Annotated in this window: 16 protein-coding genes; 13 read left to right on the top strand and 3 right to left on the bottom strand. The window is 71.4% G+C overall.

Annotated elements, in window-relative coordinates:
* The first annotated feature begins 6 nt into the window (after window positions 1–6).
* Window positions 7–1,521 (top strand): Asp-tRNA(Asn)/Glu-tRNA(Gln) amidotransferase subunit GatB, encoded by a 1,515-nt coding sequence (gene gatB, locus ACH4G3_RS39560; protein ID WP_354746472.1) that lies wholly within the window; start codon window positions 7–9, stop codon window positions 1,519–1,521.
* 70 nt (window positions 1,522–1,591) lie between these two features.
* On the opposite strand, the gene ACH4G3_RS39555 is transcribed toward gatB, so the two are convergent.
* Entirely contained in the window at window positions 1,592–2,401 is an 810-nt protein-coding gene (locus ACH4G3_RS39555; protein ID WP_397628991.1) for a methyltransferase domain-containing protein, read from the bottom strand.
* A gap of 190 nt (window positions 2,402–2,591) precedes the next feature.
* On the opposite strand from ACH4G3_RS39555, the gene ACH4G3_RS39550 reads away from it, so the two are divergent.
* From ACH4G3_RS39550 to ACH4G3_RS39520, 7 genes are all read left to right on the top strand, one after another.
* A complete protein-coding gene (locus ACH4G3_RS39550; protein ID WP_397628990.1) occupies window positions 2,592–2,939 on the top strand; it encodes a hypothetical protein in 348 nt (115 codons plus the stop codon).
* Between the two features lie 157 nt (window positions 2,940–3,096).
* A complete protein-coding gene (locus ACH4G3_RS39545; RefSeq protein ID WP_397628989.1) occupies window positions 3,097–5,343 on the top strand; it encodes an MMPL family transporter in 2,247 nt (748 codons plus the stop codon).
* A complete protein-coding gene (locus ACH4G3_RS39540) occupies window positions 5,321–5,896 on the top strand; it encodes a GNAT family N-acetyltransferase (protein ID WP_397628988.1) in 576 nt (191 codons plus the stop codon). Before ACH4G3_RS39545 ends, ACH4G3_RS39540 begins: the two co-directional genes overlap by 23 nt.
* 35 nt (window positions 5,897–5,931) lie before the next feature.
* Complete coding sequence (locus ACH4G3_RS39535) at window positions 5,932–6,462, top strand: hypothetical protein (protein WP_397628987.1); 531 nt, start codon at window positions 5,932–5,934, stop codon at window positions 6,460–6,462.
* Between the two features lie 219 nt (window positions 6,463–6,681).
* Entirely contained in the window at window positions 6,682–6,867 is a 186-nt protein-coding gene (locus tag ACH4G3_RS39530; RefSeq protein WP_010041838.1) for a hypothetical protein, read from the top strand.
* Between the two features lie 134 nt (window positions 6,868–7,001).
* A complete protein-coding gene (locus ACH4G3_RS39525; protein WP_397629068.1) occupies window positions 7,002–10,136 on the top strand; it encodes a helix-turn-helix transcriptional regulator in 3,135 nt (1,044 codons plus the stop codon).
* Between the two features lie 49 nt (window positions 10,137–10,185).
* Window positions 10,186–10,401: a DUF6191 domain-containing protein gene (locus tag ACH4G3_RS39520; protein ID WP_397628986.1), complete on the top strand. Its 216-nt coding sequence runs from the start codon at window positions 10,186–10,188 to the stop codon at window positions 10,399–10,401.
* A 31-nt stretch (window positions 10,402–10,432) separates the two neighbouring features.
* Here the strand turns inward: ACH4G3_RS39520 and ACH4G3_RS39515 are convergent, their stop codons facing one another.
* Window positions 10,433–11,605 (bottom strand): PQQ-dependent sugar dehydrogenase, encoded by a 1,173-nt coding sequence (locus tag ACH4G3_RS39515; RefSeq protein WP_397628985.1) that lies wholly within the window; start codon window positions 11,603–11,605, stop codon window positions 10,433–10,435.
* Window positions 11,606–11,727: 122 nt separating this feature from the next.
* Entirely contained in the window at window positions 11,728–12,726 is a 999-nt protein-coding gene (locus ACH4G3_RS39510) for an aldo/keto reductase (RefSeq protein WP_397628984.1), read from the bottom strand.
* 77 nt (window positions 12,727–12,803) lie between these two features.
* On the opposite strand from ACH4G3_RS39510, the gene ACH4G3_RS39505 reads away from it, so the two are divergent.
* The 5 genes from ACH4G3_RS39505 (at window position 12,804) to ilvC (ending at window position 20,946) form a co-directional block, all read left to right on the top strand.
* The gene (locus ACH4G3_RS39505; RefSeq protein ID WP_397628983.1) at window positions 12,804–13,754 is read left to right on the top strand and encodes a 2-hydroxyacid dehydrogenase; all 951 of its coding nucleotides are present in this window, start codon (window positions 12,804–12,806) and stop codon (window positions 13,752–13,754) included.
* A gap of 424 nt (window positions 13,755–14,178) precedes the next feature.
* Window positions 14,179–17,202 carry a putative bifunctional diguanylate cyclase/phosphodiesterase gene (locus ACH4G3_RS39500; RefSeq protein WP_397628982.1) on the top strand — a complete coding sequence of 1,008 codons (3,024 nt, stop codon included), beginning with the start codon at window positions 14,179–14,181 and terminating at the stop codon, window positions 17,200–17,202.
* 230 nt (window positions 17,203–17,432) lie between these two features.
* Window positions 17,433–19,280: an acetolactate synthase large subunit gene (locus tag ACH4G3_RS39495; RefSeq protein ID WP_397628981.1), complete on the top strand. Its 1,848-nt coding sequence runs from the start codon at window positions 17,433–17,435 to the stop codon at window positions 19,278–19,280.
* 21 nt (window positions 19,281–19,301) lie between these two features.
* Window positions 19,302–19,826: an acetolactate synthase small subunit gene (gene ilvN, locus ACH4G3_RS39490; RefSeq protein WP_010048631.1), complete on the top strand. Its 525-nt coding sequence runs from the start codon at window positions 19,302–19,304 to the stop codon at window positions 19,824–19,826.
* A gap of 121 nt (window positions 19,827–19,947) precedes the next feature.
* Complete coding sequence (ilvC, locus tag ACH4G3_RS39485) at window positions 19,948–20,946, top strand: ketol-acid reductoisomerase (RefSeq protein WP_397628980.1); 999 nt, start codon at window positions 19,948–19,950, stop codon at window positions 20,944–20,946.
* The last annotated feature ends 38 nt before the right edge of the window (window positions 20,947–20,984 follow it).

The following is a 20,984-nucleotide window of genomic DNA, read 5'->3' as shown; positions in this document are numbered from 1 at the left end:
TTCACCGTGACCACCACGACCGACCTGGTGTCGTACGAGGAAGCACTCGCGTCGTACGACCCCGTCATGGGCCTCGAGGTCCATGTCGAACTCGGCACCAAGACCAAGATGTTCTGCGGTTGCTCGACCGCCCTCGGCCAGGACGCCAACGCGCAGACCTGTCCCGTGTGCCTCGGCCTGCCCGGCGCGCTCCCGGTCGTCAACGCGACCGGCGTCGAGTCCGCGATCAAGATCGGCCTCGCGCTGAACTGCGAGATCGCCGAATGGTGCCGCTTCGCCCGGAAGAACTACTTCTATCCGGACATGCCGAAGAACTTCCAGACCTCCCAGTACGACGAGCCGATCGCCTTCAACGGCTACCTCGACGTGCAGCTGGAGGACGGCGAGACCTTCCGCGTGGAGATCGAGCGCGCCCACATGGAGGAGGACACCGGCAAGTCCACGCACGTGGGCGGTGCGACGGGCCGTATCCACGGCGCCTCGCACTCGCTCCTGGACTACAACCGCGCCGGCATCCCGCTCATCGAGATCGTCACCAAGCCGATCGAGGGAGCGGGCGAGCGCGCTCCCGAGGTGGCGAAGGCCTACGTCCGTGAGCTGCGCGAGGTCATCAAGGCGCTCGGCGTCTCCGAGGCCCGTATGGAGATGGGCCAGATGCGCTGCGACGTGAACCTGTCGCTGCGCCCGAACGGCACCGAGAAGTTCGGCACGCGTTCGGAGACGAAGAACGTCAACTCGCTGCGGTCCGTGGAGCGCGCGGCCCGCTTCGAGATCCAGCGGCACGCGGCCGTGCTGAGCAGCGGCGGGACGATCATCCAGGAGACCCGGCACTTCCACGAGGACACGGGGTCGACGACCTCGGGCCGGGTGAAGGAGGAGGCCGAGGACTACCGGTACTTCCCGGAGCCCGACCTGGTCCCGGTGGCCCCGTCCCGCGAGTGGGTCGAGGAGCTGCGGGCCGCGCTGCCCGAGCTGCCGCTGGTCCGCCGCAACCGGCTCCGCGAGGAGTGGGGCGTCTCGGCCACCGACATGCAGGCGATCCTCAACGCCGGTGCGCTGGAGCCCATCGTCGCCACCATCGAGGCCGGGGCCGACGCCGCCTCCGCCCGCAAGTGGTGGATGGGCGAGCTGGCCCGCAGCGCCAACGAGTCGGGCACGGCGCTCGACGAGCTGGCGATCACGCCGCAGCAGGTCGCCCGGGTCACGGAGCTGGTCGCGAAGGGTGACCTGAACGACAAGCTGGCCCGTCAGGTCATCGAAGGCGTCCTCGCGGGCGAAGGCACCCCGGACGAGGTCGTCGACAAGCGCGGTCTGAAGGTCGTCTCCGACGAGGGCGCGCTCACCGCAGCCGTCGACGAGGCCATCGCCGGCAACCCGGCCATCGCGGACAAGATCCGCGGCGGCAAGGTGGCGGCGGCCGGTGCGCTGGTCGGCGCGGTCATGAAGGCGACCCGGGGCCAGGCCGACGCGGCCCGCGTCAAGGAGCTGATCCTTCAGAAGCTGGGCGTCAGCGAGGGCTGAGCCCGGAGTTTCGCACTGCCCTGGGCGGATGCATCGGGACCGACCGATGCATCCGCCCAGGTGTGTCACATCAGAGGCGGCGCCCCACGACGCGTGCGAAACCGAGGGCGTGCTCCACGTCGGCGTGCATCAGCTCCACCGACCAGCGAGCCATGTCCGCCATGAACTCGCTCGGGCTCTCCTCGGCGCACACCTCGCTCCACAGGAGCCAGTCGCGCCAGCCGTCCTCCAGCCACTCGGCCGTCTCGACCTCCACGGCCTCGGTGCGCGTCCACTGCCGCCGCCACCAGGCGGGGGAGTGGAACGCCCAGAAGCCCGGGTCCTTCTGCCAGTACTCCTTCAGGTGCTCCGGCGGCTCGACGCCGTCGATCTCCTCGCGCAGCGCCGGTACGACGATGCCGATCCGCCCGCCGGGCTTCAGCAGCCGGGTCAGGGTGGGCAGATACAGGTCGTTGGTGCCGAAGTACTGGTAGGCGTCGACGGAGACGATCGCGTCGAAGCTGCCCTCGCCGAACGGCAGGTCGTGCGCCTCGGCGAACATGGGCAGGACGCGATCGGCCACGCCTGCCTCGGCGATCCGCGCGGCGTTCTCGTCGGGCTTGATCCACAGGTCGGCGGCGACGACCTGGACGTCGTACTCCTTCGCGAGGAAGACGGATGTCATGGCGCGGCCGCAGCCCAGGTCGAGCACGCGCGAGCCGGGGCGCAACTGCTCCAGGCCCAGCGCCGGGGCCAGCCACTCCAGCAGCCACAGCGCGTGCGGGCCCATCTGGTTCTCGACGGTCCAGCGGGCGTCGTAGCGGTTGCTGCGCGGGTAGCGGGGGTGGCTGACGCGGTCAGTGAGGGGGTCGTTCGAGGTCCGGGAAGTGATGTCCGGCATCGGTGAACGGGCTCCTTGAGTCCTTGAGGAAGAAGGGGGATGCGTCGGAGCTCGGTCGGACCGTCAAACAATGCACCTGCTTCGGCCGGGCGGCGAGGTGCCGCGGGCGTTCCTCGGACCCGCGGACGCTAGCAGCCGGCCCGTCGGCCCCGCATCCGGTTTCCCCGCCCGACGCGCTACCGTCTCGGCCATGAGTGGACGCGCTGATTCCGACACCGATCCTGAGATAACGGACCCGGAGGCAGCCACCGACGAGGAACTGGACGACGAGCCGGACGACGACGATCCGGCGGAGGGCGCGCGGCGGGCCCGCTGGACGGCGGCGGGTACGGGCGCCGCGCTGACCCTGGCAGGGCTGTCCGCGGCACTGCTCCGCCTCACCCGCTCCGCACCGGCACTCGTCCCGGCGGCGTACGCCGGCGGCGCGGCCGTCTGCGCGGGCGCCGCCCTCCTGGGCGCTCGCGGACGCACCCGGCGGGCCCTGTGGCTGCTGATCGCCGGCGTGATGGTGATGGCGCTGGGGGACCAGTTCGACTGATCCCGCCCGCTGTGAATAAGCCCACGAAACCGACAAATGATCTCGTGCGCCTGTAAGAGTGATTCCGCATTGCTCATGCGTTCTTTGCGGGCTGTTCAGTTCATGGACGACTGCTCCCGGTCAAAGATCCAAAAAAGTCACCCTGGGAGCACGTTTCGTGGCAGCCCTCGCACGCTGGTGTGTCCGACGCCGTCTGGTCACCGTTCTGCTGTGGCTCCTCGCCTTCGCGGGGGTGGCCGCGGGCGCCGCCGTCGCCGGCTCCGCGTACTCGAACGACTACCAGGTCCCCGGCACCGAGTCGGGCCGCGCCACCGAGCTGCTGCACGAGGGCTTCCCGCGGCTCGGCGGTGACAGCGACACCGTCGTCTGGCACACCACGTCCGGCAGCGTCCGCGCCGCCGACGTCGAGCAGACGATGACCCGCGCCCTGGAACGCGTCGAGAACCTGCCCGGCGTGGCCTCCGTGACCAGCCCCTACGACGGGCCGGGCGCGGGACGCGTCAGCGAGGACGGCCGTACGGCCTACGCCACGGTCACCTTCGACGACCAGGCGCAGGACGTCAGCCGGTCCGAGGCGCAGGCCGTCGTCGACACCGCGAAGAGCGCGGAGACCGACGGGCTCCAGGTGGAGCTGGGCGGCAGCGCCGTCGCGCTCACCGAGTCCTCCGGCGGGCACCTCGCCGAGGTCGTCGGGGTGGTCGTCGCCGCGGTCGTGCTGTTCCTCGCCTTCGGTTCGCTGGCCGCCTCACTGCTGCCCATCGCCACCGCCCTGGTCGGCGTCGGCACCGCCTACGCCGGGATTGTGCTGCTCGGGCACGTCATGACCGTCGCCGACTTCGCCCCCATGCTCGGCATGCTGATCGGGCTCGGCGTCGGCATCGACTACGCGCTGTTCATCGTGACGAGACACCGGCGCGGGCTGAAACGCGGGCTGTCCGTCACCGAGGCGGCCACCAACGCCGTCGCGACCACGGGACGGGCGGTCGTCTTCGCGGGTGCCACCGTTTGCATCGCCCTGCTGGGCATGCTGATCCTGCGGCTGAGCTTCCTCAACGGCGTCGCCATCGCCGCCAGCCTGACCGTGATCCTCACCGTCGCGGCCTCCGTGACGCTGCTGCCCGCCCTGCTGTCCCTCATCGGCATGCGGGCGCTCAGCCGCCGCGAGCGCCGCCGCCTGGCGGAGCACGGGCCCGAACCCGAACTGCCCACGGGCTTCGCCGCCCGCTGGTCGGCGTTCGTGGAGCGCCACCCCAAGGTGCTCGGCGTGGTCGCGCTGGTGGTCATGGCCGTCCTCGCGCTGCCCACGTTCTCCCTGCACCTGGGCACCTCCGACCAGGGCAACGACCCGAAGACCTCCACCACCCGCCAGGCCTACGACCTCCTGGCCGACGGCTTCGGCCCCGGTGTCAACGGCCCGCTCACCCTCGTCACGGAGGTCGACGGGGCCGAGGACAAGCTCGCCCTGGACAACCTCGACAGCACGCTCCAGACCACCGAGGGCGTCGCCTCGGTGACGCCGGTGACGTTCGACTCCGGCGGGCACACCGCCTACCTGACCGTCGTACCGGAGTCCTCCCCCCAGTCGAAGCAGACCAGCGACCTCGTCGACCGGCTGCGCGAGGAGGTGCTGCCCCGGGCCGAGGCCGGTACCTCGCTCGACACGCAGGTCGGCGGCATGACGGCCGGCTACGACGACTTCGCCGACATCATCGTCGCCAAGCTGCCCCTCTTCGTCGGGGTCGTGATCGGCCTGGGCTGTCTGCTGCTCCTGCTGGCCTTCCGGTCGATCGGCATCCCGCTGAAGGCCGCCGTGATGAACGTCGCCGCCGTGGCCTCCGCCTTCGGGGTGGTCGTCGCGATGTTCCAGTGGGGCTGGGGCAGCGAACTGCTCGGCCTCGGCAGCGCGGGGCCCATCGAGCCCTTCCTGCCCGTGATCATGGTGTCGGTGCTCTTCGGCCTGTCCATGGACTACCAGGTGTTCCTGGTGAGCCGGATGTACGAGGAATGGCTGGAGACCGGCGACAACCGGCGTGCCGTGCGGGTCGGCCTCGCCGAGACCAGCCGGGTGATCAACTCGGCGGCCGTCATCATGATCTCCGTCTTCCTCGCCTTCGTGCTCAGCGGCGACCGCGTGATCGCCATGTTCGGCATCGCCCTGGCCGCCGCCGTCGCCCTGGACGCCTTCGTCCTGCGCACGCTCCTCGTCCCCGCCCTGATGCACCTGCTCGGCGGCGCCAACTGGTGGCTGCCCCGCTGGCTCGACAAGCGCATGCCGCGCATCAGCATCGAACCGCCCGAATGCCGTGCCGCGCATGAGAGGCTGGCCGCCGCGACGGACGCCGAGGTGGCGGACGTCCTGGCGGAGGAGGAGCGGCAGCGGGATGTACGCGATATCCCTGGGTGACGACGGCGCCGAACTGCGCCCCCTGGAGCCCTGGCACGCGGAGGAGTTCTTCGCGCACCTGGAGCGGGGCAGGGACTTCATCGGGCGGTTCATCAGCTTCGGGTCGCAGGAGACGGACGTGGAGTCCGCGCGGGCCATGCTCCAGCGGTACGCCGACATGCGCGCCGCCGACACCCGCTCGCTGCACGGACTGTGGCTGAACGGCAAGCTCGTGGGCGGCGTGCTGTTCCTGAACTTCGACGCCGCGAGCGGCAACTGCGAGGTCGGCTGCTGGCTGGAGCCCGCAGGGACCGGGCGCGGACTGGTCACCCGGGCGATGCGCGTCCTGATCGACTGGGCGGTCGAAGAGCGCGGCATTCACCGGATCGAGTGGATCGCCGCCTCGGGCAATCAGCCGAGCCTGAACGTGGCCCGGCGCCTCGGCATGACCCGCGACGGTGTGCGGCGCGAGGCGCACCCCTATGGTGGCGTACGGCACGATCTCGAAGTCTGGTCGGTGCTGGCGCCCGAGTGGCGCGCCGCACGCGCGCGTGCCGCTCAGGACGATCATTAAGAGACTTCTCAGACAGCGACCCTACGGTGCGACACATGGCAACGAACGCAGTGGACGAGACCGAGGCCACCGAGGCCACGACCGACGAGAAGGCGGTGGACACCACCAAGTCCGACGAGGTGACCCGGACCGAGGTCCCGGCCGATGCCGCCGAGACCAAGGAGGAGGGTGCCACCGGCGTCGGCCAGGGCGCTGCCGCCGTGGTCTCCGCCGCGCTGGGCGTCGTCTCGCTCACCGGCAGCTGGATCGGCACGGTGGCTGCCGCACGGCAGAACCTCGTCGGTCAGCTGGAGACCGCGCAGAACGCGGGCGTGGCCAAGCAGATCCAGGCGGTCTACGGCGACGCCTGGCAGACCACCGCCCTGTGGGGCGGCCTGTTCGCGGTGACGGCGCTGATCGCCGGCGTCTTCGTGCTGGCCCGGCCGGCCTTCGGCACCCCCGGCAGGATCCAGGCCCCCTGGATCAAGTCGGTCGCCTGGGCGGGTGTCGCGCTCGGCGTGATCGGCCTGTTCCTGGCCGTCCTCAAGTACACCGGCATCCTGCTCGGACTGCCGTCGGCGGGCTGAGTCACCGCAGGTCCTGAGGGGTCTTAGGGCATCCGTGAGCACCTTACGGAGGCCCTGAGGCCCCTCAGCCGTGTCTGAGGCCCCTCAGCCGCATCTAAGGCCCCGCCCGCCCCCCGAAGATGCGGAACTCTCCCGATGTGGCGGCCCCGCCTGGGAGACGAAGGTGGAGGCATCGCAGAAAGCGAAGCCCACGCACCCGACTCTCACCAAGGACACGCCATGTACGAGTACGAGTTCCAGCAGCTGCGCGCCGCCGACCTCATCCGCCGCGCCGACCACGAGCGCCAGGTCCGCGAGGCCGCCCGGGCCCGCCGCGCCGCCCGCCGCGAAGCCGCGGAAGGCTCCGCCGAGCACGAGAGCCATAGCCGCCGCTTCCGCCGGCCACGGTCCGCCCGGGCCGCGTGAACACGGGCGTGGGACCGGCCGCCTCCGCGATCGCCCGCACAGCGGCCGGTTCCGTGGTCGTCCGGGCGGGGGCGACGGCCGGTCCCGTGGCCCGTCGTGGCCGAACCGGTGCCGCGCTGTCGGACCCGCATGCGATGCTCAGGTCCGTGGAGACCAGGTCCGTCAGCCCCGTGTTCGTCGGCCGGGCGGCCGAGTTGGGCTTGCTCGACGAGGTGCTCGCCGGTGCCGCCGCGGGCGACCCCCAGGCGTTGCTCATCGGCGGCGAGGCCGGAGTCGGCAAGACCCGCCTCGTCGAGGAGTTCGCCGCCGCGGCCCGCGGACGGGGCGCGGTCGTCGCGCTCGGCGGCTGCGTCGAGATCGGCGCCGACGGGCTGCCGTTCGCGCCGTTCTCCACCGCCCTGCGCGCCCTGCGCCGCGAGCTGCCCGGGCAACTCGCCGCCGCGGCCGCCGGGCAGGAGGAGGAGCTGGCCCGGCTGCTCCCCGAGATCGGCACGCCCGCAGCCCGCGAGGCGGCCCGGCACGACGAGGACGGCATGGCCCGCCTCTTCGAACTCACCGCACGCCTGCTGGAGCGCGTCACCGCTGAACACACCGTCGTCCTCGCCCTGGAGGACCTGCACTGGGCCGACGCCTCCACCCGGCACCTGCTGTCCTACCTCTTCCGCACCCTGCGCACCGGCCGCCTCGTCGTCCTCGCCACCTACCGCTCCGACGACATCCACCGCCGCCACCCGCTCAGGCCCCTGCTCGCCGAACTCGACCGGCTCCGCACCATCCGCCGCATCGAACTCGCCCGCTTCAACCGCGAGGAGGTGTGCCGCCAGGTCGCCGGCATCCTCGCCCAGGAACCCGACCCGGACCAGATCGACGCGATCTTCGAACGCTCCGACGGCAACGCCTTCTTCGTCGAGGAACTCGCCGTCGCCGCCCACGAGGGCTGCCGCACGGGCCTGACCGACTCCCTGCGCGACCTGCTGCTCGTCCGGGTGGAAGGGCTGCCCGAGACCGCCCAGCAGGTCGCCCGGATCGTCGCCGAGGGCGGCTCCACCGTCGAGTACCGGCTGCTGGCCGCCGTCGCCCGGCTCGCCGAGGACGATCTCATCGAGGCGCTGCGGGCCGCCGTGAACGCCAGCATCCTCACCCCCGCGCCCGGCGGCGACGGCTACCGCTTCCGCCACTCCCTGGTCCGCGAGGCCGTCAGCGACGACCTGCTCCCCGGCGAGCGCTCCCGCCTCAACCGCCGCTACGCCGAAGCCCTGGAGGCCGACCCGACCCTCGTCCCGGCCGACCAGCACGCGACACGCCTGGCCAGTTACTGGTACCACGCCCATGACGCGGCCAAGGCCCTGCCCGCCGTGCTCGACGCCGCCGTCGAGGCCCGCCACCGCCACGCCTACGCCGAGCAACTGCGGCTGCTGGAACGGGCGATGGAACTGTGGGACAGCGTCCCCGAAGCCGTACGCCGGACCCTGCGCCCCGTCGACTACGCCGAGGTCTATCCGGCCTGCGGCGGTCCGGAGGCCACCGCGCTGAGCCACCTCGACCTGCTGGCCGAGGCGGCCGTGGCCGGACGGCTCTGCGGGGAGCGCGAGAGCGCCCTGAAGATCACCAAGCGGGCGCTGCGCCAGCTGTCCGAGGAGGACGACTCTCCCTCAAGCTCTCAACTGCGTTCGAGCAGGGACCCCCAACGCGCCGCCTGGTTCTGGATCCAGCGCTCCCGGCTGGTGCAGCGGCTCGCCCGCGGCGACGGCTGGAAGGAGATCGCCACCGCGCAGGACCTGGTCCGCGGGCTGCCGCCGTCCGAGGTGCACGCCGAGGTGCTCGCCACGGTCGCCCACTGGTCGATGCTCCGCCAGCCGGGCCCGGAGGCCCTGACGGCCGCGGAGCGTGCGGTGGAGTACGCGCGCATGGTGGGCGCTGACGACATCGAGTGCAATGCCCGGCTCACCTTCGGCGCACTCATGATCGACGCCGGGCAGATCGAGGCCGGGCTGGCCCACATGTACCAGGTCAAGGACGAGGTCGAGGCCCGTGGGCTCGCGGTGGTCGTGGGCCGCAGCCATGTGAACCTGCCCTCCGCCCTGGAGGGCATCGGGCGCTCCGAGGAGTCCGTGGACGTCCTGCACGAGGGCCTGCGCCTCACCGGCAGGATGGGCCTGCGGGAGGCCGAGGGCTGGGTCTGGGGCAACCTCGCCGAGTCGCTCATCTCCCTCGGCCGCTGGGACGAGGCGGCCGAGGCGGCCGTCAACGCCCAGCGGCGCGGGCAGACGGCCGCGCCGTACGGCTCGGGCGCCAACAGCCTGGCGTTCCTCGCGCTCGCCCGCGGCCGGGTGCCCGAGGCGGCTCGGCACCTCGCCGAGAGCCGCGCCTCCTACGGCCCGCACGACCCGATGCCGCAGCACGACCTCCCGATCGCCTGCCTCACCCTCCAGGTCGCCGTCGCCGAGGGCCGCCTGGCCGACGCCCGCGCCGAACTGGCCCGGGCCCTGGAGTCAGGTTTCCCGCCCGGCACCCAGCGCTACGCCTGGCCCCTGCTGCTCGAAGCCGCCACGGCTGAGGCCGACGCCCGGGCACTGCCGGCCGCGCGGGACGGCCGTGAGGAGACCCTGGAGAGCATCTTCGAGGCCGCCAAACGCCTCACCACGAACGCCCCTGTCTGGCTCGCCCACGAGAAGTGGGTCCGCGCCGAACTTAGCCGCGCCGAACTCCGCCGCGCCGACAGCCACCGCGCCGAATTCCACGGCGCCGGAAGCCGGAGCGCCCCGGACACCTGGTCGGAGGTGGTGACCGCCTTCGAAACCCTGGAGCGCCCCTACGACCTCGCCCGCGTCCGGTACCGCCTGGCCGAGTCGCTGCTGACGGACGGCGGCGAGGCCGACGAGCGCGACCGCGCCACGGAACTGCTCCGCCTCGCCCATGCCGCAGCCCGCCACCTGGGGGCCCGGCCGCTCGCCGACGCCGCCACCGCGCTCGCCCAGCGCGCCCGACTCCCGCTGACGCCCGCCGCGGAACCGGCCCCCGCTCCCGCGGACCCCGCCGAGGCCCTCGGCCTGACCAGCAGGGAACGGGACGTGCTGCGCCTGGTCGCCGCCGGTCACACCAATCGCCGGATAGCGGAGGCGCTGTTCATCTCCCCGAAGACCGCGAGCGTCCACGTCTCCAACATCCTGGCGAAGCTCGGGGTCTCCGGCCGCGGCGAGGCGGCGGCGGTGGCCCACCGGCTGGGGCTGTTCCCGGCCGAATCCGTCATGCCCGGCCCGGCAGGCTGAGGCATACGCTGTAAAGGACGTCGGGGGAGTCGCGGCCCTGGGAGGCTCCGTGTTCAACATGTTCGAGGAACTGTTCTCACCTGGCCGCAAGCACACCCGTGACGAACAGAACCGCCTGGAGCTGACCCGTCAGGACACCGGGGACGCCGATCCCGGACGCGGGCCGATAGACCTGTCGTCCGGGAAGGTCGTCGTACGCCCGCCGCACGAGCCGGAGGACGAGAACTCCGGAAACGCCGAAAACTCGGAAGGCTCCGAGGACTGAGCCAGGCCCGACCCCGAAGCCCGGCCCCGGGCTATGTCACCCGCAGTTCCAGGATCCGGTCGTCCCCGTCCTTCGGACTGCCCCGGCCGTCCGTGTTGCTGGTCACCAGCCACAGCCGGTCACCGCCCGCCGGGACCACCGTGCGCAGCCGGCCGTACTCCTCCTCCAGGAACGCCTGAGGTTCGGCCGAGGCCGTGGTGCCGTTCAGCGGGATGCGCCACAGCCGCTTGCCGCGCAGGCCCGCCATCCAGACCGAACCCTCGGCGTAGGCGATGCCGCTGGGCGAGGCCTCGGCCGTGGTCCACTGGTCGACCGGGTTGTGGAACCCGGAGTCGCCGGATTTGCCCTCGGCCTCCGGCCAGCCGTAGTTGTCGCCGGGCTTGATCGCGTTGAGCTCGTCCCAGGTGTCCTGGCCGAACTCCGAGGCGAACAGCCGCTGCTTGGCGTCCCAGGCCAGGCCCTGCACATTGCGGTGGCCGTACGAGTACACCGGCGAGTTCCCGAACGGGTTGCCCGGCGCGGGCTCGCCCTCCGGGGTCAGCCGCAGAATCTTGCCGCCCACGGAGTCCTTGTCCTGGGACAGGCCCGTGTCACCGCTCTCACCCGTGCCGACGTACAGCATCTTGTCCGGGCCGAACTCGATCCGGCCGCCGTTGTGGACGAAGCCCTTGGGGATGCCCCTGAAGACCGTGTCGGGGGCGCCGAGCTGCTCGCCGGAGGGCTTCTTCTCGTCGTAGAGCATGCGGACGATGCGGTTGTCGGAGGCCGAGGTGAAGTACGCGTAGACCATGTGGTCCGAGGCGTACTCGGGGGACAGGGCGATGCCGAGCAGGCCGCCCTCGCCGGCGGCCGATACGCCCGGCACCTCGCCCAGCTCGGTCTTCTTGCCGGTCTTCTCGTCGACCCGGACGATCGTCCCGTCGTCCCGGGAGGAGACGAGCAGGCCGCCGCCGGGCAGCGGGGCGAGGCCCCAGGGGGAGTCCAGGCCCTCGGCGACGGTACGCACGACCTTCACCGAGCCCTTGGCGGGCGGTGTCTCCTCCGCGGCCTGCCCCGCGGGTGCGGAAGACCCCGGTGCGCTGCGGCTCGGGGAGGCGCTCCCGTCCGCTCCGGATGATCCTCCGCCGTCGGAGGAACAGCCGGCCGTCAGCAGGAGCGCGGCGGCGGCCAACACGGTCGGCACGGCTCGACGTTGCACGATCATGGTCCCTTCGACGGGGCAGGTCTTCTCCCTGTCATACACCGCAGGCGCCTCCCAAGTTCCCGATCACGGAACCCGGGACCGCGAACACGGGGTTTGCCCGAAACGAGCCCTTGCGCGGGGGCTCAGTCCCAGGACCCCTGGGCCGGCGGCAGTTCCGCCACCTCGCGCAGATCCTCGGTCGTCAGGCGCAGGGCCGCAGCGGCGGCGTTCTCCGTGACCCAGCGCTCCTGCTTCGTGCCGGGGATCGGGACCACGTGCCGGCCCTGGGCGAGGACCCAGGCGAGGGCGACCTGGGCGGCGGTGACGTGCTCGCCGTGGCGGCGGGCCACCCGGCGCAGGCCCGCGACGATCGGCTGGTTCGCGGCCATCATCTCGGCCGTGAAGCGGGGGTGGCGGGCCCGGAGGTCGTCCGCCTCGAAGCCCGCGCCGGGCCGCAGCCGGCCGGTCAGGAAGCCGTTGCCGAGCGGCATCGCCGCCAGGAACCCTATGCCCCGCGTCTCGCACCACGGCAGCAGCGTCTCCAGTGCCTCCGGCGACCACACCGACAGCTCGGCCTCCACGGCACTCACGGGGAACACCTGCTGCACCCGCTCCAGCTGCCGGATCGTCGCGTCGTGCAGCCGGGCCCCGGAGCGGCGGCCGGCCCGCGCGCCCACCGCGCACAGGCCCAACGCCCTTACCTTCCCGGCCCGGACGAGCTCCGCCATCGCGCCCCACGTCTCCTCGACGGGCACTTCCGGGTCGGCCCGGTGCAGCTGGTAGAGGTCTATGACGTCCGTCTGGAGGCGCCGCAGCGACGCGTCGCAGGCCCGTTTCACATACCCGGGGCGGCCGTTGGCGACGATGTGCTGGTCACCCACGAGCAGACCGACCTTCGTCGACACGAACGCGTCCGGCCGCCGCTCCTTCAACGCCCGCCCCACCAGCAGTTCGTTGGTGAAGGGGCCGTACATGTCGGCCGTGTCCAGCAGGGACGAACCCAGGTCGAGCGCCCGGTGCACCGCCCTGAGCGACTCGTCCCCACGCTGCCGCGACGCGCTGTACGCCCAGCTCATCGGCATGCACCCGAGTCCGACGGCCCCCACCGCGAGCGCCGCCGCGCCGATCGTCCTGCGCTCCACCTGGTCGTGACCCTCCCTGTTCCGGCCACCCCAACCTAACCTCTGGCGTCGCAGCCTCCTGACATAGCCTCCTGAGCATGACTGCTGACGTGTGGCTGCCCATCCCGCCGGACGAGATCGAGGGACTCCCCGAAGGCCCCGCCTACCGCTTCTGGAACGGCGAGGAGGACTTCCCCGCGGACCCGGCGGACTGCGTCTTCTACGTCGTCCCCTACATGAAGCCCAGCCCGCTGTGCGTGCGTCCGATGCCGGAGATGAGCCACGTACAGGTCGTGCAGACCCTCTCGGCCGGGATCGACCACGTGCAGCCGGGGCTGCGGCACCTGCGTCCGGGTGTGCGGCTGTGCAACGCGCGCGGAGTGCACGAGGCCAGCACCGGAGAGCTCACCCTCGCGCTGATCCTGGCCTCACTGCGCGGTGTCCCCGACTTCGTCCGCGCGCAGGACCGCGGGGAGTGGCTCGCCGGGTTCCGGCCCGCGCTCGCCGACAAGAACGTCCTCATCGTCGGATACGGATCGATCGGCGAGGCCATCGAGGACCGGCTCGTTCCGTTCGAGGTGGCGCGGGTGGCGCGCGTCGCGCGCTCCAAGCGCACCACGGCGCGCGGGCCGGTGCATCCGCTCACCGAACTCCCCGCGCTGCTCCCGGAAGCGGACATCGTCATCCTGTCCACGCCGCTCACGGAAAGCACGCGTGGCCTGGCCGGGGCCGACTTCCTGTCCCGCATGAAGGACGGAGCCCTCCTCGTCAACGTCGCCCGCGGCCCCGTCGTCGACACCAAGGCGCTGCTCGCCGAGCTGGAGGGCGGCCGCATCACCGCCGCCCTCGACGTCACCGACCCCGAGCCCCTGCCGCGCGAACATCCCCTGTGGCGTGCGCCGGGGGTACTCATCAGCCCGCACGTCGGCGGTCCCACCTCCGCGTTCCTGCCGCGCGCCAAGCGGCTCCTGGTGGACCAGTTGAACCGTTATGTGAACCGGGAGCCGCTGCGCAACGTGATCCTTACGACGGGTGCATCCGCCGGCTGATCCGAACTCGAGTACCGTCCGCAATCCTTCGGGCGCGGTGGGTACTCATATATCTATTGATCGTCACGGAGAGTAGAGAACCTATGTCCCTGAGTGACGAGACTGGTGTATCGTCCCGACAGGGGCAGCGCCGCGGACCGTTCGGCGCCGGGGATGGACACTTCGGACTGTGAGGGGGGCGACAGGCGATGCACGGCCTATGGACGAGCGATCCGACGGGGCGGGGCTGCCGGCGGCGACCCTGGCGGACGGCCGCGGGCAGACGCGGTCACCACGCCGATCACGGCGGGCACCACACCCACCACAGCGACCACCACACCGACCACAGCGATCACCGCCGCAGGCCCGGCAGCCGCAGAAGGCATGCCCAGCCGGCGCCCCGGGGCCCGCGGGACCCGGGAGCGGTGCGGACCGGGAGGGTCCGGTGAGCGCGCCGCCGACCCCCGCGCCCACGCTCGACGGAGCGCTGCGGGCACAGCCTCCGTCCCCCGGGGCGCTCCTGCCCCGCACGCCGGCCCCCGGCCCCCGGCCGGGCCCGGCCCTCCAGCTCGTCCTCGCCCTGGTCTGCGCGGGATACGCCGTCGGTTCCGCGCTCGGCTGGGGTTCGGGCGAACTGGCCCTGATCATGGGCGACTTCGGACTGAGCGCCGCGGCGGCCACCGCCGCCGTGTCGTGCTTCCTCTACGCCCGCAGCCGCCACACCCGCTTTCGACCCGCCTGGCTGCTGTTCGGCCTCTCCTCGGCCATGGCGGCCCTGGGCAACCTGGTCTGGGGGTGGTACGAGGTCGTCCTCGGACAGCCCGTGCCCAGTCCCAGCTACGCCGACCTGTTCTTCCTCTGCTTCGCCCCGCCCGCGATCGTCGGGCTGCTCGTGCTCGCCAAGCGGCCGGTCACCAAGGCCGGCTGGGTCTGCCTCGGCCTGGACGCCTGGCTGATCGGCGGCTCGCTGCTCACCCTGGCCTGGAGCCTCGCCCTCGCCCAGGCCGCGAAGTCCGAAGGGCCGAGCGTGGCGCACACCGCGCTGTCGCTGGCGTACCCGCTGCTCGACATCGCGCTGGTGAGCATGGTGCTCGCGCTGCACTTCAGGCGGTCCTCGGTGAACCGCTCCGCCGTCAACACCGCGATCGGCGCGCTCGCGCTGACCGTGATGTGCGACGCCCTGTTCACCTCACCCCTGATGCACTACGACTACCACTCCGGCCAGCTGCTCGACGCGGGCTGGTTCGCCGGCTCGCTGCTCCTGGCCTACGCCCCGTGGGCCGGGCCCCGCACGCCGGACACCGACCGGCACGGCCCGGACCGGCAGGGCACGGCAGGGCACACGCGCGTGGTGCACGAGCACGTGCCCGGGCAGCGCAGCGGCCCGCACCACCATGTGTCCCTGCCCGGAGGCGAGCTCGGCCGGTATCCGGCCGCGGCCCGGCCCATCGCCGGCTCGCTCGCCGCCCTCACGCCGTATCTCGCGGCGGCCGTGTGCACCCTGGGGATCCTCTACAACGTGCTCAACGGCCGCAGCGTCGACCGCGTGGTCCTGCTCACCGGCGGCACGGTCGTGCTGGCGCTGGTGGTGCGCCAGGGCATCATGCTGCTCGACAACATCACCCTCACCCAGGAACTGGCCCAGAAGGAGAACCACTTCCGCTCCCTGGTGCAGGGCTCCAGCGACGTCATCATGATCGCCGCACCCAGCGGCGTCCTGAGGTACGTCTCCCCGGCCGCCGCGGGTGTGTACGGCCGCCCTGCGGAGGAGCTGGTGGGCACGGAACTGGCCAACCTCATCCACCCCGAGGACCTGGGCTGCGTCGTGCACGAGGTGCGGCGTTTCCTCGCCGCCGACCCGGTCGGGGAACCCACTACGCGCATCGAGTGCCGATTCCGCTCGGGTGACGGAGGCTGGCTGAACGTCGAGTCGACCGTCAACCGGCATCACGGCGGCCTCATCTTCAACAGCAGGGACGTCACCGAAAGGGTCCGGCTCCAGGCCCAGTTGCAGCACAACGCCGAGCATGACCCGCTCACGGACCTGCCCAACCGGGCCCTGTTCACCAAGCGCGTCCAGCACGCCCTGTCGGGCCGCCGCGCCTCCGACCGGGGCGTGGCCCTGCGGAACACGGCCGTGCTGTTCATCGATCTCGACGGCTTCAAGGCCGTCAACGACACCATCGGGCACCAGGCCGGGGACGAGCTGCTCGTCCAGGCCGCCCGCCGTCTCCAGGACTCCGTCCGGCAGGGCGACACCGCCTCCCGGCTGGGGGGTGACGAGTTCGCGGCCTTGATCGTCGGGGACAACACCCGTGACAGGGCCGCACGGGAACGGCACATACTGGAGCTCGCCGACCGGCTCAGGACGACGCTGTCCCAGCCGTACGTCATCGACGGCCACGATGTCCGTGTCAACGCCTCCATCGGCGTGGCCTTCGCGGAGGCCGGCCTCGGCGCGGGCGATCTGCTGCGCAACGCCGACCTCGCGATGCACCGAGCCAAGGCGGGCGGCAAGGGCCGCGTCGAGCTGTACAAGCCGCAGATGCAGCAGGACGTCGTACGGAAGGCGGAGCTGGCCACGCGCCTGCGGGCCGCGCTGCACGACGGCGAGTTCACCCTGCTGCACCAGCCGGTGGTGTCCCTGGAGGACGGCCGGATCACGTCGGTGTCCGCGCAGGCGCGCTGGCGCTCCTCGCAGGGGGTGCTGTTCACCCCGGCGGAGTTCCTGCGGGTGGCCGAGGACAGCGACAAGACCGCCGAGCTGGGCCGCTGGATGATCGAGGAGGCCGTCGAGCAGGCCGCCGAGCGGCACGGGACCGGGCTGTCCGCGCCGGTGGTCGTCCGGATGACCGCCCGCCGGCTGCTGGACCGGTCGATGCCGCTCGGTTCGATCGAGGCGCTGCTCACGCGGCACGGGCTGCCGTCCGGGTCGCTGATCATCGAGCTGTCCGACGCCGACCCCAGGGCCGGCCTGGACGAGCTGGAGCGGCGTCTGGGCGCCCTCAGGCGGGTCGGGGTCCGGATCGCCCTGGACGGGTTCGGCAGTGGCTACGGGGCGATCACAGTGCTCAGGCGGCTGCCCGTCGACGTGCTGAAGCTCGACCGCGGTCTGGTCGAGGGCGTCGTCGAGTCGGCCCGCCTGTACAAAATCACCTGTGGGCTGCTGCGCATCGCCGGCGACCTCGGGCTGCAGTCCGTGGCCGAGGGGGTGGATCTGCCCGAGCAGGTCGTCGCCCTGCGCGCGATGGGCTGCACCCACGGGCAGGGCATGGCCTTCTCCGGGCCGCTCGACGAGTACCGGCTGCGCCGGGCGCTCGCTTCCGGCCATTATCCGGTGCCGCACGAACCGGCCGAACCGGCTTTCGCGGGCGGTGCCTCGCGGGTGTACAGCTCGGGTGTGTCCGCCGTCATCGGAGGCGGCACGGTCCTCCGCTCACATAATGAGACTCCCGTCCCACCCACTTGACAGTGGGTGCGTGCCGGGGGGAGGGTCTGTGCCATGCGCACCCGAATTCTCGTACTTGGAAAGCGCGTCGGCTGACGCTGAGCTTCGACCGCTCAGCGACCCCACCCGGCGCGCTCCCCTCGCTTGCCTTATGGCACGAGGGGTTTTTTGTTGCACAGGCACTGTCCGTGCAGCAGTCGAAAACCGCACGAACCTCGCAAAAACCCTCAGCATCTGAGAAGAGAATGCCGATGACCGAGCAGGCCACCGGGGCCCATCACCCGCAGCCCCGGCCCCGATCCGGAGGACAGCACTCCGCCCCCGAGCAGGTGACGGGCGCGCAGTCCCTCATCCGCTCCCTCGAGGAGGTCGGCGCCGACACGGTATTCGGCATTCCCGGCGGTGCGATCCTCCCGGCCTACGACCCGCTGATGGACTCCACCAGGGTGCGCCACGTCCTGGTCCGCCACGAGCAGGGCGCCGGTCACGCGGCCGAGGGCTACGCGCAGGCCACCGGCAAGGTCGGCGTCTGCATGGCGACGTCCGGACCCGGCGCCACCAACCTGGTCACCCCGATCGCCGACGCGCACATGGACTCCGTGCCGATGGTCGCGATCACCGGCCAGGTGGCGTCCAAGGCGATCGGCACGGACGCCTTCCAGGAGGCGGACATCGTCGGCATCACCATGCCGATCACCAAGCACAACTTCCTCGTCACCAAGGCCGAGGACATCCCGCGGGTCATCGCGCAGGCGTTCCACATCGCCTCCACCGGCCGCCCCGGCCCGGTCCTGGTCGACATCGCCAAGGACGCCCTGCAGGCGAAGACCACGTTCTCCTGGCCGCCCACCATGGACCTGCCCGGCTACCGGCCCGTCACCAAGCCGCACGCCAAGCAGATCCGCGAGGCCGCCAAGCTGATCACCCAGGCCCGCCGGCCCGTGCTGTACGTCGGCGGCGGCGTGCTCAAGGCCAAGGCCACCGCCGAGCTGAAGGTCCTCGCCGAGCTCACCGGCGCGCCCGTCACCACCACCCTGATGGCGCTCGGCGCGTTCCCCGACGACCACCCGCAGCACCTCGGCATGCCCGGCATGCACGGCTCCGTGGCCGCCGTCACCGCCCTGCAGAAGGCCGACCTGATCGTCGCGCTCGGCGCCCGCTTCGACGACCGCGTCACCGGCAAGCTGGACAGCTTCGCGCCCTTCGCCAAGATCGTCCACGCGGACATCGACCCGGCCGAGATCGGCAAGAACCGCGCCGCCGACGTGCCGATCGTCGGCGACGCCCGCGAGGTCATCGCCGACCTGATCCAGGCCGTGCAGAAGGAGCACAGCGAGGGCCACCAGGGCGACTACAGCATGTGGTGGAACGACCTGAACCGCTGGCGCGAGACCTACCCGCTCGGCTACGACCAGCCCGGCGACGGCTCGCTCTCCCCGCAGCAGGTCATCGAGCGCATCGGGCAGCTCGCGCCCGAGGGCACGATCTTCGCGGCGGGCGTCGGCCAGCACCAGATGTGGGCCGCCCACTTCATCAAGTACGACAAGCCGGGCACCTGGCTGAACTCCGGCGGCGCCGGGACGATGGGCTACGCCGTCCCGGCCGCCATGGGCGCCAAGGCCGGCGCACCCGAGCGGGCCGTCTGGGCCATCGACGGCGACGGCTGCTTCCAGATGACCAACCAGGAGCTCACCACCTGCGCCCTGAACAACATCCCGATCAAGGTCGCCGTCATCAACAACGGCGCCCTCGGGATGGTCCGCCAGTGGCAGACCCTCTTCTACAACCAGCGGTACTCCAACACGGTGCTGCACTCCGGCCCGGACGACGTCAACCCCGAGGCCCGCGGCACCCGCGTCCCCGACTTCGTGAAGCTGTCGGAGGCCATGGGCTGCTACGCCATCCGCTGCGAGTCCCCGGACGACCTCGACAAGGTCATCGAGGAGGCGAACTCGATCAACGACCGCCCGGTCGTCGTCGACTTCATCGTCCACGAGGACGCGATGGTCTGGCCGATGGTCGCCGCCGGCACCTCCAACGACGAGATCATGGCCGCCCGGGACGTCCGCCCCGACTTCGGCGACAACGAAGACGACTGAGCGAGAGAGACCGAAGAGATCATGTCCAAGCACACGCTCTCCGTCCTGGTGGAGAACACCCCCGGCATCCTCGCCCGGATCGCCGCGCTGTTCTCCCGCCGCGGCTTCAACATCGACTCGCTCGCCGTCGGCGTCACCGAGCACCCCGACATCTCCCGGATCACCATCGTCGTGGGGGTGGAGGACCTGCCGCTGGAGCAGGTGACCAAGCAGCTCAACAAGCTCGTCAACGTGCTGAAGATCGTCGAGCTGGAGCCGTCGCAGGCGGTGCAGCGCGAACTCGTCCTGGTGAAGGTGCGCGCCGACAACGAGACGCGCTCCCAGATCGTCGAGATCGTCCAGCTGTTCCGTGCCAAGACCGTCGACGTCTCCCCGGAGGCCGTCACCATCGAGGCCACTGGATCCGGCGAGAAGCTGTCCGCCATGCTCAAGATGCTGGAGCCGTACGGCATCAAGGAGCTCGTCCAGTCCGGCACGATCGCGATCGGCCGTGGTGCCCGTTCCATCACGGACCGGTCGCTGCGCGCCCTGGACCGGTCGGCCTAAGACCTGAAACGGGCGGTCGGCGCGCCGCCGGCCGCCCGTATTCCGAGACCCTCAGACTTCCCTTCCGCCCCCCGTCATACGGTGGGACGCAACACCTGCACTCCCGAGGAGAGAACCCAAAGTGGCCGAGCTGTTCTACGACGCCGACGCCGACCTGTCCATCATCCAGGGCCGCAAGGTCGCGGTCATCGGGTACGGCAGCCAGGGCCACGCCCACGCGCTGTCGCTCCGTGACTCGGGTGTCGACGTCCGCGTCGGTCTGCACGAGGGCTCCAAGTCCAAGGCCAAGGCCGAGGAGCAGGGCCTGCGCGTGGTGACGCCGTCGGAGGCCGCCGCCGAGGCCGACGTCATCATGATCCTCGTCCCGGACCCGATCCAGGCCCAGGTCTACGAGGAGCACATCGCCCCCAACCTGAACGACGGCGACGCGCTGTTCTTCGGCCACGGCCTGAACATCCGCTACGGCTTCATCAAGCCCCCGGCCGGCGTGGACGTCTGCATGGTCGCCCCGAAGGGCCCGGGCCACCTGGTCCGCCGCCAGTACGAGGAGGGCCGCGGCGTTCCCTGCATCGCCGCCGTCGAGCAGGACGCCACCGGTAGCGCCTTCGCGCTGGCCCTGTCGTACGCCAAGGGCATCGGCGGCACCCGCGCCGGCGTCATCAAGACGACCTTCACCGAGGAGACCGAGACCGACCTGTTCGGTGAGCAGGCCGTCCTCTGCGGTGGTACGGCCGCGCTGGTGAAGGCGGGCTTCGAGACGCTGACCGAGGCCGGCTACCAGCCGGAGATCGCGTACTTCGAGTGCCTGCACGAGCTGAAGCTGATCGTGGACCTCATGTACGAGGGCGGCCTGGAGAAGATGCGCTGGTCGATCTCCGAGACCGCCGAGTGGGGCGACTACGTCACCGGCCCGCGCATCATCACCGACGCCACCAAGGCCGAGATGAAGAAGGTCCTCGCCGAGATCCAGGACGGCTCCTTCGCGCAGCAGTGGATGGACGAGTACCACGGCGGTCTGAAGAAGTACAACGAGTACAAGAAGCAGGACTCCGAGCACCTCCTGGAGACCACCGGCAAGGAGCTGCGCAAGCTCATGAGCTGGGTCGACGAGGAGGCGTAAGCCTCACGGCCGGGGGGCCGGAGCGACAGGCTCCGGCC

Origin of the sequence: Streptomyces afghaniensis (assembly GCF_044327915.1) — a bacterium.
Taxonomy (GTDB): Bacteria; Actinomycetota; Actinomycetes; order Streptomycetales; family Streptomycetaceae; genus Streptomyces; species Streptomyces afghaniensis.
The sequence above is the reverse complement of the archived record's forward strand: the minus strand, read 5'-3'. Positions and strand labels throughout refer to the sequence as shown.

Bases quoted from the DNA above. Each gene is read 5' to 3' on its own strand.
- ACH4G3_RS39555 (WP_397628991.1), bottom strand. From the start codon at position 2,401: ATGCCGGACATCACTTCCCGGACCTCGAACGACCCCCTCACTGACCGC.
- ACH4G3_RS39550 (WP_397628990.1), top strand. From the start codon at position 2,592: ATGAGTGGACGCGCTGATTCCGACACCGATCCTGAGATAACGGACCCG.
- ACH4G3_RS39540 (WP_397628988.1), top strand. From the start codon at position 5,321: ATGTACGCGATATCCCTGGGTGACGACGGCGCCGAACTGCGCCCCCTG.
- ACH4G3_RS39535 (WP_397628987.1), top strand. From the start codon at position 5,932: ATGGCAACGAACGCAGTGGACGAGACCGAGGCCACCGAGGCCACGACC.
- ACH4G3_RS39530 (WP_010041838.1), top strand. From the start codon at position 6,682: ATGTACGAGTACGAGTTCCAGCAGCTGCGCGCCGCCGACCTCATCCGC.
- ACH4G3_RS39525 (WP_397629068.1), top strand. From the start codon at position 7,002: ATGCTCAGGTCCGTGGAGACCAGGTCCGTCAGCCCCGTGTTCGTCGGC.
- ACH4G3_RS39515 (WP_397628985.1), bottom strand. From the start codon at position 11,605: ATGATCGTGCAACGTCGAGCCGTGCCGACCGTGTTGGCCGCCGCCGCG.
- ACH4G3_RS39505 (WP_397628983.1), top strand. From the start codon at position 12,804: ATGACTGCTGACGTGTGGCTGCCCATCCCGCCGGACGAGATCGAGGGA.
- ACH4G3_RS39495 (WP_397628981.1), top strand. From the start codon at position 17,433: ATGACCGAGCAGGCCACCGGGGCCCATCACCCGCAGCCCCGGCCCCGA.
- ilvN (WP_010048631.1), top strand. From the start codon at position 19,302: ATGTCCAAGCACACGCTCTCCGTCCTGGTGGAGAACACCCCCGGCATC.